This window comes from Curtobacterium sp. MCBD17_034, from assembly GCF_003234515.1.
Taxonomy (GTDB): Bacteria; Actinomycetota; Actinomycetes; order Actinomycetales; family Microbacteriaceae; genus Curtobacterium.
The window spans coordinates 522760-536141 of record NZ_QKTN01000001.1; the positions used below are offsets into that span (position 1 = coordinate 522760).

Consider the following 13382-nt stretch of genomic DNA (forward strand, 5'->3'; position numbering starts at 1 on the left):
CGACCGCGATCCACAGTCGGTCGGGGTCGCCGGGGCATCGCCGTAGGCTGGACGGGTGACTCGTCTCGCCCGGATCGCCGCGCCCGCGGTGCTGCTCCTCGTGGCGTTCGTGTCCGTGCTCGTGGCACTCGTCATCGGTGGTGCGGCGGACGCCCCGCTCGTGTCGGATCCCGGTGCCGCCGTCCGGTTCGGTCTGCCGATCGCCAAGACCGTGGTGGACCTGGCGGCCGCCGCGACCATCGGCGGCCTCGGGCTCGCCACCGTCGCGCTGTCCCGCACGGCACCGGAGTGGAACCGAGCACTCGACGTCGCCGCCGCCTCCGCCGGCGTGTGGACGGTCGCCGCCGCGGTCACCACGTTCTTCTCGTTCCTCAGCGTCGTGGACGTCCCGGTCACGCTCGACCAGCAGTTCGGCCAGTCCCTCAGCGTGTTCCTGACCGGCACGGATCTCGGGTTGGCGTGGATCGTCACGGTCCTCGTCGCCGCCGTGGTCACGGTCCTCTGCTTCGCGGTCCGCTCCCGCGGGCTCGTGGCCCTCGTCGCCGGCGTCGCGATGGTCGGCCTGGTCCCGATGGCCGAGCAGGGGCACGCCGCGGGCACGGCCAGCCACGACGCAGCCGTCACGGCACTCGGACTGCACCTCGTCGGCGCGGCGCTCTGGGTCGGCGGGCTGCTCTCCCTGGCGCTCCTCCGCGGCGTCCTCCCCGCCGAGCGGCTGCCGCTCGTCACCGCGCGGTACTCGAGCATCGCGCTCGGGTGCTTCGTGCTCGTGGCCGCCTCGGGGTACGCCTCCGCATCGATCCGCGTCGGGAGCTGGGGGGCGTTGCTCACCCCGTACGGCGTCCTCGTGCTCGTCAAGACCGCGGCGCTCCTGGGCATCGGTGTGCTCGGCGCACTGCAGCGTCGTCGGACCGTCGTCGCGCTCGCGGCCGACCCCGCCCGGCGGCGCCCCTTCTGGACGCTCGTGGTCGCCGAGCTCGCGGTGATGGGCGTCGCGTCGGGCTTCGCGGCGGCGCTCGCCCGCACTGCGCCCCCGGTCGACCAGGTCGCCCTGAGCACGACCAGCGACCCCACGCCCGCCGAACTGCTCACCGACGATCGTCTGCCCGCCGCGCCCGGCGGGTGGACGTGGCTCACCGGCGGCTCGCTCGACCTGTTCTGGGTCATGGCCGTCGTGCTGCTCGCCGCGGTGTACGCGGCCGGGGTCATCCGCCTCCGGCGTCAGGGTCGGCGGTGGCCGGTGCTGCGGACCGTGTCGGCGATCGCGACGGTGCTCGTGCTGCTCGCCGCGACGAACGGCGCGCTGCACCGGTACGACCGGTTCCTCGTGTCGTCGGCGCTCGCCGAGCACGTCCTCCTCGGGCTCCTCGTGCCGGTGCTCGCCTGGGGTGCCGGTCCGGTCCTCCTGATCCGGGCCGCGGTGCACCCACGGCAGGACGGCAGCACCGGCGTCCGCGAGTGGACCGGGATCCTCGTCGACAACGTGGTCGTCCGCTACCTGGCGCAGCCGTTCCCCGCGGCCGTGCTCCTCGGCGCGCTCTGGTGGGCGTACGTCGACACCGACGCCCTGCGGTGGGCGGCCGACGACGGCATCACCCGCACGGTGACCGACGTCGTGTTCCTCGCGGTGGGGCTCGTCGCCGTGCCGACGCTCCTGACGCCGGTGGCGGTCGGGGCTCGACGCCCGAGCACCGGCGCGGCACTGGTCCGGATCGGCAGCGGGGCGCTCGTCGCGGCGTCGATGGTGGTGCTCGGCTCGGTGCTCCGAGGCCCGCTCGGCCTGGTCCAGGCGTCCTGGTTCGGCGCGATGGGCCGGACGTGGGGTCCCGATCCCGTGGTCGACCAGGCGCGGGGCGGACTCGTGCTCGTCGTGGCCGGCATCGCCTTCCTCGTGCTCGTCGTCGTGGTGGTCCTCGTGCGGTCCCGACGCTCCTCGTCCGAGGGTGAGCCGACCGCCCGGTCCACGGGTCCGACGGCCCGGGTCGACGCGGGTGTGACGACAGCGGTGGCCCGGTCATGAGTCCCGAGCTGACGCCGGAGCAGCGGGCGGTCTTCGAGTACATCGAGTCCACCCGTGACCACGTCTTCATCACCGGCCGGGCGGGCACCGGCAAGTCGACCCTCCTGCACCACCTGTCGTGGAACACCGCCAAGCAGGTGGTCATCTGCGCGCCCACGGGTGTCGCGGCGCTCAACGTCGGCGGTCAGACGATCCACTCGCTGTTCCGGCTGCCGATCGGGCTCATCGCGGACGCCGACCTCGAGCAGAACAGCGAGGTCCGCAAGCTGCTCAACACGATCGACACCGTCGTCATCGACGAGATCTCGATGGTCAACGCAGACCTGCTCGACGCCATCGACCGCTCCCTCCGCAAGGCACGCCAGCGCTCCCGCGAGCCCTTCGGCGGCGTGCAGGTCGTCATGTTCGGAGACCCCTACCAGTTGCCACCGGTGCCGGGGGACGCCGACGAGCGGGCGTACTTCGCCGACCACTACCGGTCGATGTGGTTCTTCGACGCCAAGGTGTGGCTCGAGACCGAGCTGCACATCGTCGAGCTGGCCCGCATCCACCGGCAGCGTGACGACGCGTTCGCGGCGATGCTCACGGCCGTGCGCCACGGGCGGGTCACGGCGGACGTCGCGAACGCGCTCAACACCGCGGGAGCGCGACCGGCTCCGGACGGCGTGATCACCCTCGCGACCCGGAACGACACCGTCGCGCGGATCAACAAGACCGCGCTCGACCGACTACCCGGCCGCGTGAAGACCGCCAAGGCCGAGGTGAGCGGGGACTTCGGCGGCCGGAACCACCCCGCCGACGAGGCGCTCGAGCTGAAGCCCGGCGCACACGTCATGTTCCTGCGGAACGACGCCGACCAGCGGTGGGTGAACGGGACGATCGGCGTCGTCACGAAGATCCGCGACACCGTCTGGGTCGAGGTCGACGACGAGGAGTTCGAGGTCCAGCCGAGCGTGTGGGAGAAGGTCAAGTACTCGTACTCGGCGGCGACGAAGGAGCTCAAGAAGGACGTCGTCGGCAAGTTCCAGCAGTTCCCGCTCCGCCTCGCCTGGGCCGTCACGATCCACAAGTCGCAGGGCAAGACGTACGACCGTGCCGTCGTCGACCTCGGGAACCGGGTGTTCAGCGCGGGGCAGGCGTACGTCGCGCTGAGCCGGATCACCTCGCTCGACGGGCTCTACATGACACGGGACCTCCGGCCCCGCGACATCATCGTCGACAACGACGTGCGGCGGTTCATGTCCGAGGCGCCGCGGATCGTCGCGACCGCGTTGCCGGCGCCGCCCCGGTGAGCTCGCGCGTCCGCGGACGCGGTGGCTGCGCGACGACGCGGAGACCGGGCGAATGACGGGGGAGCCGGGGAGTGCCTCCCATGCGGCGCGCCGCGCGGACAGGACGACGCCCCCGGGATGTCCCGGGGGCGTCGTCGGTGCCGTGGAGCGGGAGCGCTCAGGCGCCGGCGCGGTTGAGGCCGCGGATCGCCCGCAAGTTCTGCTTGTCCGCACCGATCGCGGTGAGCACGAGGATCGCGCCGACGATGACGTGGAACACGTTGTCGGTGGTGTTCGCCGCCAGGACGTTCGCGCTCGTGTTCATGAACACGAACCCGTAGACGCCGATCACGAGGACGATGACGCCGACGAGCAGGTTCATGCCCCGCGCCGACGGGAGCGTCCCCATGCCGGCGATGAGGAGGGCGGCCGCGAGCGCCGTCCAGATGAACGCCAGGGCGGGGTTCACGAGGAACGCGCCCCAGAGGTAGCCGCCTTCGTTGCCGAGGAAGTGGTGACCGCCGTTGCCCGCGAAGAAGAAGCCGAGGACGCCCCAGATGGCGAACATCGAGCCCGCCGTCATGGCGAGCGCCCGGTTCGGTGAGGACGCGAAGCTCGGCTGGACGATGGACATCTCGTTCTCCTCTCCTCGGACGTCGTGGTCGTCCTCGGGATCGTGGGTCAGTGCCGCCCAGATGCGCGCCGAGCGCGACGGTCGATGGTCGCTCTCAGCCTCCGGCGGGCGGGGAAACGGTATCGTGTCCCGCCCCGACCGGCCCAATCGGAGCGCCGCCACGATGCGGATGCCCACGCCGACGACCACCGCCCCGATCAAGAGGAGTCCCGTGACCTTCACGCCCGACCGCACCGGCGAGGTGTCACGTCGGGGACGGTGGTTCCTGCTCGCTGCCGTGGGTTTCGTGGTCGTGCCTCTCGTCTACGCGGCCGCCGTGCTGACCCCGATCGGTCAGCGCCTCGAGGACGCTGCGTTGAGCGGGGTCCGTGACACGGACCTGTTCGGGTCCGACACCGCGCTCAACGTCATCTCGGTCCCGGTGATCCTGCTGCTCGTCGTCGTGATCGTCGCCGTCGGTCTGGGCCGACGGCGGCTCGGCGTGGGCATCGGAGCCGGGGTCGTGGTGCTCGCGTCCGCGGGGACGTCGACCTTGCTCAAGCGTATCGCCGCGCGCCCTGAGATCGCCGGGTCGACGACCCCGAACTCGTTCCCGTCGGGTCACGCCACGATCGCGCTCGCGGCGTCGTTCGCGGTGCTCATGGTGACCCCCCGGCGGTTCCGGCCCGTGGTGCTGCTCGTCGGCGCCGCCTACGCGGTGATCGTGGCGAACCAGACCGTCGTCTACGGCTGGCACCGCATGAGCGACATCGTCGGCGCGTGTGGGGTCGCGCTCTTCTGGCTCGGGATCGTCCGGGCGGTCGGACCGCGGGTCGACCTCGGCCTGCGGGGCGACCGCGACGCTCCGCGGGGGCCACGCGTCCTCGTCACCGGAGCGCTCCTGGCGGCCCTCGGCATCGCCGTGCTCATCGGCGCCGTCGCCGCGGTCGTGTTCGTGGTGAGCGACGCGGCGGACGGTCCGTCACTGCTCGTCGCGGGCCGGATGGCGGCGTCGGGGAGCGTCGTGCTCACGATGCTCGCGGTGTGGCTCGCCGACGGCATGCACCACGCCGGTGGGGGTGGTCGGCGCTGACGAGCGGTCTGGCCGGAGTGCGTGAGGCGGTCGCCGCGGTTCAGCGCTGCGAGACGGGCGAGATGACGAGCTCGTCGACGCGGACGTGTCCGGGAGCGTCGAGGACGAACTGCACGGCTGCGGCGACGTCCTCGGGGGTGAGCATCACCGCGCGGGCGTCGGCGTCCGGCACGACCGGACGCATCGCCAGGAAGTCCGAGTCGACGTCTCCCGGGCACAGGTGGCAGGCCCGGACGCCGTGCTCGGCCTCCTGGTTGTTCAACGTCCGGACGACGGATCCCAGGGCGGTCTTGCTCGCGCTGTAGGCCACGCCGGCCCCGGGCGAGAACTGCCATCCCGAGTACGACGACACCACGACCACGACGCCGGCCGCCCGCCGCAGCTCCGGCAGCGCGAGGTCGACCGCCGCCACCACCGCCGTGAGGTTCGTGTCGACGATCTGTGTGAAGCGGGCGAGGTCCTGGTCTGCCCATCGTCGGGCTGGGTCGTTGAGACCGGCGGCGAGGACGAGACCGTCGATGCGGCCCAGACGATCGACGAGCTCGGCGTGGGCGGCGGCCAGGGCCCGCCGGTCCGTCACGTCGACCGGCAGGGCGATCGCGTCCCCACCGTCGGACCGGACCTCGGCCACCACCGCGTCCAGGGCCTCCCGGCGACGGCCGCTCACCGCGACGCGCCACCCTGCGGCCGCAGCCATCCGCGCCGCCGCGCGCCCCATCCCGGTCCCGCCGCCCGTGATCCACAGCACCCGTGCGTCATCGCTCATCGTCCGTCCTCCTGTCGTCAGTATGCTCGGCGGCACGACGCGGACGGGTGGAGGCAGCGAGGATGCTGATCGAGTTCAACGACCAGGTGGTCGTGGTGAGCGGTGCGGGCCGGGGGATCGGACGCACCATCGCGGAGCGGTTCCTCGCCGAGGGTGCGACGGTGTTCGCGCTCGACCTGGCGTTCGGTGCGGCGGGCGACGGAGCTGCTCCGACGCCGGCCGACCGGTTCGTCGAGCTCGTGTGCGACGTCAGCGATCCGGCCTCGGTCCGCTCCGCGGTCGCGACGATCGTCGAGCGCGCCGGACGGATCGACGTGCTCGTGAACAACGCCGGCATCAACGTCGAGGGCACCATCGACACGCTCGACCCCGACCGCTGGCGGCGGTGCTTCGACGTCAACGTGGGCGGGGTGTTCCTGATGAGCCAAGCGGTGATCCCGACCATGCGGGCGCAGCGGTCCGGACGCATCGTCAACGCGGCGTCGTTCGCGGCGATCGTGCCGAGCGTCGGGAGCGCCGCCTACGCGGCCTCGAAGGCGGCGGTCGTGCAGTTCACGCGGGTCCTGGCGGGTGAACTCGGGCCGTGGGGCGTCACGGTGAACGCCTACGCCCCGGGCATGGTGCCGACGGCGATGAACGGCTTCGCCGACATGGACCACGCGGCGCAGGCGCGACTGCTCGACACGCTGTCGCTCCGCCGCTGGGAGACCGCCGACGACGTGGCCGACGTGGTCTGCTTCCTCGCGAGTCGAGCTGCCGGGTACGTCACCGGCGCGCTCATCGACGTGAGCGGCGGCAAGTTCGCGACACAGATCCCGGCGAAGGCCTACGAGATCGCGGCGCTGCCGGACTGACGCGCTCCCTGCCCGGGCGACGGCGCTGTCCCGCTCCGCGCGGTGGGCTCGCTCCGGGTCAGGGGCAGTGCAGCGTCGACGAGGCCCGCTGCCCTTCGCGGCGTTCGACACGGTGCTGTGAGAGGGGCGCGCCGCAGAGCGGGCACGCGCGGTCCACCGTGCGGTCGTCGGGGCCCTCGGGACGCCCGGCGCCGATCTGCGACGGCCCCATCTTCTCGATGAGCGTCGTGTTCCAGCGCGTGTACCAGCGTCCGAATCGACCCGCCATCGCTCCTCCAGTTCGTTCGTACCCTAATGATCAGTGTACGACGCTGTTCTGCCTCCTGACCACGAGCGACGGGTCAGGAGGCGTCGTCGACGACCGACAGGAGGGCCGTCAGGTCGTCCTTCAGGGCCTCCAGACGGGCGACCGGCCACCCGAGCCGCTCGGCGACGGCGAGCGGCACCGCCCGCGCCCGCTCGCGCAGAGCGCGACCCGCGGTCGTCAACGACACCTGTAGCTGGCGCTCGTCGCTCGGGCTGCGGTCACGACGGACGTAGCCGGATGCCTCGAGCCGCTTGAGGAGGGGGCTGAGCGTCGCCGAGTCGAGGTGCAGCTCACGCGCGATCGCCCGGACCGACCTGGGGGAGTCCTCCCACAGCGCGAGCATCACGAGGTACTGCGGATGCGTGAGACCCATCGGCTCGAGGAGCGGCCGGTACAGCCCGATCACGGCCCGGGACGTCGCCGCGAGCGCGAAGCAGAGCTGACGGTCGAGGGCGAGCGGGTCCACGGTCTCCGGCGCAGCGGTCATGGCTCGATCCTACGTTCGTGCCCTCATGGTTCGTGCGCTGCCGCCCTCGAACTGGGGCGCGCTGCGACGTTGTCCGCCGTCCGGACGACACCTACGCTCGGAGGAGTACCCGCTGCACCCGGACGGACCGGACCGCGCCCGTGCCCGGTCCGAGCGGTGTATCCCTCCCGGTCCCTGCTCCTGTCGACGCGCTACCCGTCCCGTCGAGCGGACGCAGTGGACCGGGACCCCGAAGGCGTCGTGTTCCACGCGTGTCGCCGCCTCCACCATGCCGGTGCCCGCGGTCGCGGCCGCGCTGTCGCTTCTCAACCTAGGTGAGACTTCTTCTCAGCAGCGAGACCGCGAAGAGCTTGAGGACGCCGTTTTCGGGCGTCGCAGATCCTTCTCACCTGACGTGAGACCTTCGGGTGCGAGTGCCCGCATGACGAAAATGACGGCGAAGCCGTTGGGCTTCGCCGTCGTTTCGTGTCGTTCAGTTGTGAGCCAAGATGCGGTCGCCGGGTTCGCAGTTCGTGCAGCCACGTGACTTTCTTCGGTTAGGGGCGCTTTGTTGCTTGACGTGCCCCTAGGCGCACTTCCACCAGTAGCGGTCGGTGCCGGCGAACATCAGCTCCGGCCGCTTGGCTCCATTGAAGTCGGGGCGGAACTCGGTCACGAGGAGCGGGTCGGTGGTCGCGAGGTCGTTGACGCGCAAGACCAGCTGGCGGCTGGAGCAGAGCGAGCATCCGTAGCACCGGACCTTCCGATCGATGCGTTGTCGGTACCAGCGCGCAGCTTCGGTGGTGCAGAGCCAGTACACCTCTTCGTTCGCGCCGTGGGAGTAGTCCTCGGGCCGCTCTTGGTTGTTCCGGGTGGGGTGCCACTGTGCGGCGATGTCCGAGTGGGTGTCGGCAAGGCTCGTTCGGGTGCACCGCAGCAGCGCGCGCCGGCACGGCTCGCAGCTGCCCCTTGGCTTCGGTTGTAGAGGGACATTGTGTAGTGGTGACCGCAGTCGGGGCAGCGTCATTCCGGCTTGTTTCCGCTGTCGGCGCACATCTTGGTTGCGGGGTGGCCCGCCTCGTCGGCGGGGTCGAGTTCCGCGGCGAGTTGGGGGTGGGTGGTGGTTCGGTTCGATGCCGTTGCCCAATACAGGTGTCCGTTGCGGGGGTATCGCCAGGCGAGCTTGCGACGTGCGGCGGCTTGGATGGTCTGCGCGGTGGTGGCGCCGTTGAGGACGGGATCGAGTTCCTTCGCTAAGTTGGGATGGGTCGTGGCCAGGTCGTTGTAGCCGGGAGCGACCGCGCCGTTGGAGCAGATTGGGCACCGTCCCTGGCTGGAGTGTTGGTGTCCGTGGTCGCAGATGACCAGGCCGCCGCGGCCGAATCGGTAGCTGCTGCTGCTCTTGCTAGCGGGGGGGGGGCGGCACCGCTTCCGGCCGCTTGTCTGCGGGGGAGCGTCCGTGCCTGCCACGGGTGCTCGTCCTGGTGTTGGGTTCCTGCTTTGTGAACGGATTCGAGCGTGACCCGTTGCGAGAACGTGGTGGACCAGTACTGCATCACTTCCCCAGCACGAGCAATCCCTTCACGAGCTCGGGGTCTTCCGGCGCCTCGGGTTCGAGCACTGGAAGCCCGCACTCTGCAGCGTCCGGCGCCGGGCTACCGACAAGGCGGTCGTCTTCCTCGCTCAGCGTTCGAGACGAAAGACCATCGGGAGCCTGACATGTTCCGCCCGTATTCCTCTGGTTTCGGACCTTCCCCGGTCGTTTTGCCCTCGTTAAGGAGTGGCGCGAACGCTGAGGGTGTCGCGCGCCTTCTTTAGGCGTCGGTCCGCGAACCCAATCGACCAGATCGCGGCCAACAGGATTACCGCCGAAAGCATGAGTTGGAGCGTATCGTCGCCAAGCCAGCGACGCCAGTCACCGGAGCTGAAAAGCCATAACAGACTGCTGAACGGGATTAGAATAAGGCCTAGCACCAACGTCATCAGTTCCAGATGACGGAGAGCCCCGATGGGGACTGCCGCAACGCCGAGTGCACCTTGATTGCCGCTTACCAAGCACCAATCCCATACCAGAGACAGGCCAGTTGCCGCCGCACCCGCAATTCGACTTGTGGGGCCCCCGACGGTAACCAGGAAGAGGAGCCGACGGGGCCAGTCGAGTTGGCTTCCGTACGCCCAGAGAACGATTATCTCGTCTAGGTTGCGAAAGACCAAGAATGTACAGCCGATCGCGACAGCTTGTGCGAACATCGCCGCCCAGACCGCTCCGAGCCGTGTACTCGTCGCGGCGCGAGTCATCGATCCGACGGCTCGACCAGCTCGAACTACCTCCCTGGTGGCATCAACCCAGCTCTTTATCCAGACGACCACCAGCGCCGGTATGACAAGCGCCGCTGGGACGCCTAACCCATAGACGAGCAATTGCGCGAGGAGATCCTCGGGCCCGGGCAGGCTTGGTAACATGGGGCCTCCGGTCGCACTTCGGGCGTGGTCAGAGTGACACGATCATGCACGAAAGCCTCGCGTGGCACCAGGGGTACGAGACGATGCTGATCACGGGGTTTCGCGCCGCTGGCGAACGCCCGGCAGCCTGGAAGGGGCCGGTAGAGCCGAACGCGGCGGCTCTAGAAGGGTGGGCGTCAATATGCGTGGCACCCACATGGGGACCCGGAACAGGTGATACGGATAGCAAGCCTGCCTCCCACTCTGAATCGGCCCCCGAATGAAGAGCAGGAGTAGGCGAACTGCACCGGGCGTGCAGCAGTTTCCCACGATGGCCGTCGTACACCTGGTGAGCGCGATCTGTAACTGTGACGCCTCCGCTCGGTTCGCTACCGCCGGCCGAGGCTGAGGGCGTGTCACCCAGCTTGCAACTTTCCACGCTTCAGCGAAGGCCGGGCTCATGTCGCTGCCAGCGTTGAGAGCACGCGTAGTAGACAGCCTCGGGCCGCTTGCGTGGGCGCTTGCGAGCCGGAGAAGCTGATCGCGCTCAATCTCGCGCTTCACGAGCCCAGGAGGCCTTCGTGTCCCACGCTAACGCTGCTCTGACCCCGCGCGCCCGGCTTCGCCTTGCCCGGTTGATCGTCGATGACGGTTGGCCCGTCTCGGCCGCGGCGAAGATGTTCATGGTCTCGCCCGTCACGGCACGGAAGTGGGCGGCCCGGTTCCGTGCCGAAGGCCCTGCTGGGATGACGGACCGGACCGGTCGTCCGCGAAGGATGCCGACGAAGACGCCGACCGCGGTGGTGCGCCGGATAGTGTCGTTGCGGTGGCGAGACCGGCTCGGACCGGTCCAGATCGGCGGGCTGCTGGACATGCCCGCCTCGAGCGTTCATGCGGTCTTGGTCCGCTGCCACCTCAACCGGCTCTCGCACATCGACCGGGTCACGGGCGAGCCGATCCGCCGGTACGAACACGACGCCCCCGGCGCACTGCTCCACGTCGATGTCACGAAGTTCGCCAACATCCCCGACGGCGGCGGCTGGCGATACGTCGGCTGACAGCAGGGCTACCGGAACGCGTCCGCGACCGCGAATCGCACCGGGAGACGGGGGCGCGAGTACCGGCCGGTGATCGGGACTGGATACATCCACACCGTCATCGACGACCATTCCCGGGTCGCCTACGCCGAGATCTGCACCGACGAGACCGCCGCCACCGTGATCGGCGTGCTCCGACGCGCTATCGCCTGGTACGCGAACCACGGCGTGCGTGTGCGCCGCGTGCTCTCCGACAACGGCTCCGCCTACCGGTCCCACGCCTGGCGGGATGCCTGCACCGAGCTGGGTATCGTGCACAAACGCACCCGCCCCTACCGACCACAGACCAACGGGAAGATCGAGCGGTTCCACCGCAGCCTCGCCGACGGCTGGGCCTACGCGCGGAAGTACGAATCGAACACCGAACGCAGCGAAGCGCTACCGGGCTGGATCCACTTCTACAATCACCACCGGCAACATTCCGCCATCCGGGCAACCCCGATCAACAGGCTCAACAACCTGTCTGGACATCACAGCTAGTCGAGTTCCCGCGTTCCGCACCACTCGGTAGCGCTCACCCTGGGTCCTCCCGCACCTGCACCCCTCGCCGCCTCTGCCAATCGCGATGCCGATAATCGAGGTCAGCATGTTCGCCCCACCGGCGACCAGGGAACCGAACGTCAGGAACAGCACCAGGAACGCGATCAAGATGCCGACGACCTCCCCGGAGCCGAACGTGGCGTAGGTGACTCGTAGAGCTCGCCGCCGACCTCGGCGTGGAAGGTGGTCCGCTGCTGCTCGGCGAAGTGCTTCTCGTTGACGATGGAGAGTGCCTTGGTGGACGCGGTGCTGTTCCCGGCTCCTCCGGCGGCGCTGGCGTTCAGCCCTGAGGCGGGGACGGCTGTCAGGGCGGCGATGATCATCAATCATGCGGAGTGAGCCGAATTCTTCCGGAACAGTCAACCTAGCCTCAATTGCTCCCAGAAAACCTTTGGGATTTCTGCTTTGCGCAGGTGTCCGGCCTCATGAATCGGACGATAACCTGGCGAATATGGAGCCGAGCAGCACCCGTGGGTCCGCTGTGACCAAGTCTGCGCCGCTACGACCGGCCTCCCCTGCCGAGACCTGGGTCGGCGACGTGTACACCATCACCGTCGCGCCGGGATAGGACGACGCCACCTGGCGGACGAAGTCGGCCACCGGCGTGCCGTCCTGACGACCCCAGTTCGTGATCACGACGTCGTATCGCAGGCTCCTGAGGTACTTCAACGCACTGTCCGGGTGCGTCGTCTTCGTGATGGCCAGTCCCAGCCGTTCGAAGGCGATGCTCTCGTGGAGATTATTGTCCGGGTGGTCGTCCACCCACAGAATGCGACCGAGGCGGACGGAGGCGGGCACCTTCACAGCGGCGGTGTCGAGGGTCTGACCGCGCTCAGCCGCGGCAGCGCTCACATCATCGCCGACCGCCTCACGCGTCCTCGACCCGACGTTCACCTGCACGTCGACAAGCTTCGCGACCGAGATCTTGAGGCCGCTCGCACGTCCGCGCGCAACCGCCCCCCAAGTGATCGCCCCGACGACGACAATGACCAGCACCCCGAGGATCAGCGTGACCACTTCGGTGCTCATGCCTACCGTCCTTTCTTCCTTAGCTCAATCACTTCAATTGCCACGTCGATCGGAAAACGCGCCCATCCGGACAGCTCCGAAGCCGCCTGGCGGAGCTTGCCCGCGAATCCATCGACGCGATCGACTCCGAGAGCGACGAGCGCGACGATATCGAGGTCGGGGATCTCGATGGGCGCGCTCGCATTCCTCCACAAATAGTCGTTGGAGGCTGCCAGGTTCGCCGCGTCGTCAAAACGGCGGGACATCGCGACGAGCGCGCGCAGCAGGACGGACTCGCGATCGTGGTCCATGAGGGCGAGGCCGGCCCGGACGTACGTTCGCACGGGAGCGCCAAGCGCTCCCATCGGGGCGGTCCCCGACCCCATGGCCGGGAAGGCCGCGATCGCTGCAAGTTCCTCACGGAGGTCATCCGCGAGCTCGGGTGTCGCCGCCGCCGCGACGAAGAGGTAGGCCTGCTGCTGTGGAGAGGCGAGCTCGCGCCGCTCGGACCGGTCCGCCTCGGCGGGAACGCTCGCCACCGCGGCGCCAAGCTGGCGGACCACGTCCCTGTCAGGTCGTGGCGGGCCGTCCGCATCGACTGTCCGGCAGGCCGCTCCAAGGAAGTCGCCGTAGGGGAAGCCGAGCCGGGAGAACGAGCGGGCGGCAGTCGCCAAAAGGTCAATCCCGTCATCGGTGCCCAGAGACAACGACCACTGCGCGGCCTCCCGATATGCCGTCGCCGCATCCAGGCCGTTCGCTCTACTGGTAGCCGTATCCGGCTCGCTGGTCATGACCTCGCGGAGATAGTCCTCCTCGGCCAGCTGGGCGTAAGCAGTCAAGAATGCCGCCCGGGCGGAGGCGCGCTCCGGGTCGACCCCCTGATCTCTGAGGTCTGCCGCGGTCAT

The 13382-nt window shown here is 69.4% G+C and carries 13 protein-coding genes and 2 pseudogenes; 5 read left to right on the top strand and 10 right to left on the bottom strand.

Going from position 1 to position 13382, the window contains the following annotated elements; genetic code table 11:
• The first annotated feature begins 55 nt into the window (after positions 1-55).
• A complete protein-coding gene (locus DEI92_RS02525; RefSeq protein ID WP_111012211.1) occupies positions 56-2020 on the top strand; it encodes a cytochrome c oxidase assembly protein in 1965 nt (654 codons plus the stop codon).
• Positions 2017-3312 carry an ATP-dependent RecD-like DNA helicase gene (locus DEI92_RS02530; protein WP_111012212.1) on the top strand — a complete coding sequence of 432 codons (1296 nt, stop codon included), beginning with the start codon at positions 2017-2019 and terminating at the stop codon, positions 3310-3312. Before DEI92_RS02525 ends, DEI92_RS02530 begins: the two co-directional genes overlap by 4 nt.
• Before the next feature lie 157 nt (positions 3313-3469).
• Here the strand turns inward: DEI92_RS02530 and DEI92_RS02535 are convergent, their stop codons facing one another.
• The gene (locus tag DEI92_RS02535; RefSeq protein ID WP_111012409.1) at positions 3470-3925 is read right to left on the bottom strand and encodes a DUF4383 domain-containing protein; all 456 of its coding nucleotides are present in this window, start codon (positions 3923-3925) and stop codon (positions 3470-3472) included.
• 169 nt (positions 3926-4094) lie between these two features.
• On the opposite strand from DEI92_RS02535, the gene DEI92_RS02540 reads away from it, so the two are divergent.
• Positions 4095-4997 carry a phosphatase PAP2 family protein gene (locus DEI92_RS02540; protein ID WP_181434598.1) on the top strand — a complete coding sequence of 301 codons (903 nt, stop codon included), beginning with the start codon at positions 4095-4097 and terminating at the stop codon, positions 4995-4997.
• Between the two features lie 40 nt (positions 4998-5037).
• On the opposite strand, the gene DEI92_RS02545 is transcribed toward DEI92_RS02540, so the two are convergent.
• Positions 5038-5763: an SDR family oxidoreductase gene (locus tag DEI92_RS02545; RefSeq protein ID WP_111012214.1), complete on the bottom strand. Its 726-nt coding sequence runs from the start codon at positions 5761-5763 to the stop codon at positions 5038-5040.
• Between the two features lie 62 nt (positions 5764-5825).
• Here DEI92_RS02545 and DEI92_RS02550 point away from each other — a divergent pair, with 62 nt between their 5' ends.
• Positions 5826-6617 carry an SDR family NAD(P)-dependent oxidoreductase gene (locus DEI92_RS02550; RefSeq protein WP_111012215.1) on the top strand — a complete coding sequence of 264 codons (792 nt, stop codon included), beginning with the start codon at positions 5826-5828 and terminating at the stop codon, positions 6615-6617.
• 58 nt (positions 6618-6675) lie between these two features.
• Here the strand turns inward: DEI92_RS02550 and DEI92_RS02555 are convergent, their stop codons facing one another.
• From DEI92_RS02555 to DEI92_RS16420, 5 genes and pseudogenes are all read right to left on the bottom strand, one after another.
• Positions 6676-6885 carry a hypothetical protein gene (locus tag DEI92_RS02555; protein WP_111012216.1) on the bottom strand — a complete coding sequence of 70 codons (210 nt, stop codon included), beginning with the start codon at positions 6883-6885 and terminating at the stop codon, positions 6676-6678.
• Between the two features lie 73 nt (positions 6886-6958).
• A complete protein-coding gene (locus DEI92_RS02560; protein WP_111009707.1) occupies positions 6959-7411 on the bottom strand; it encodes a MarR family winged helix-turn-helix transcriptional regulator in 453 nt (150 codons plus the stop codon).
• A 565-nt stretch (positions 7412-7976) separates the two neighbouring features.
• On the bottom strand, positions 7977-8105 hold the full coding sequence (locus DEI92_RS16775; protein ID WP_258369924.1) for a zinc-ribbon domain-containing protein: 129 nt from the start codon (positions 8103-8105) through the stop codon (positions 7977-7979).
• Positions 8106-8135: 30 nt separating this feature from the next.
• Positions 8136-8417: pseudogene (locus tag DEI92_RS17000) on the bottom strand (zinc-ribbon domain-containing protein); the annotation flags it as partial.
• On the bottom strand, positions 8414-8860 hold the full coding sequence (locus tag DEI92_RS16420; RefSeq protein WP_181434635.1) for a hypothetical protein: 447 nt from the start codon (positions 8858-8860) through the stop codon (positions 8414-8416). The pseudogene DEI92_RS17000 and the gene DEI92_RS16420, both read right to left, overlap by 4 nt.
• A gap of 1553 nt (positions 8861-10413) precedes the next feature.
• Here DEI92_RS16420 and DEI92_RS02575 point away from each other — a divergent pair.
• Positions 10414-11409 (top strand): annotated as a pseudogene (locus tag DEI92_RS02575) (IS481 family transposase).
• Between the two features lie 164 nt (positions 11410-11573).
• On the opposite strand, the gene DEI92_RS16270 reads toward DEI92_RS02575, so the two are convergent.
• The 3 genes from DEI92_RS16270 to DEI92_RS02585 form a co-directional block, all read right to left on the bottom strand.
• Positions 11574-11792 carry a hypothetical protein gene (locus tag DEI92_RS16270; RefSeq protein WP_146249080.1) on the bottom strand — a complete coding sequence of 73 codons (219 nt, stop codon included), beginning with the start codon at positions 11790-11792 and terminating at the stop codon, positions 11574-11576.
• 100 nt (positions 11793-11892) lie between these two features.
• Positions 11893-12498 carry a hypothetical protein gene (locus tag DEI92_RS02580; RefSeq protein ID WP_111012219.1) on the bottom strand — a complete coding sequence of 202 codons (606 nt, stop codon included), beginning with the start codon at positions 12496-12498 and terminating at the stop codon, positions 11893-11895.
• Positions 12499-12500: 2 nt separating this feature from the next.
• A complete protein-coding gene (locus tag DEI92_RS02585) occupies positions 12501-13382 on the bottom strand; it encodes a hypothetical protein (RefSeq protein WP_111012220.1) in 882 nt (293 codons plus the stop codon).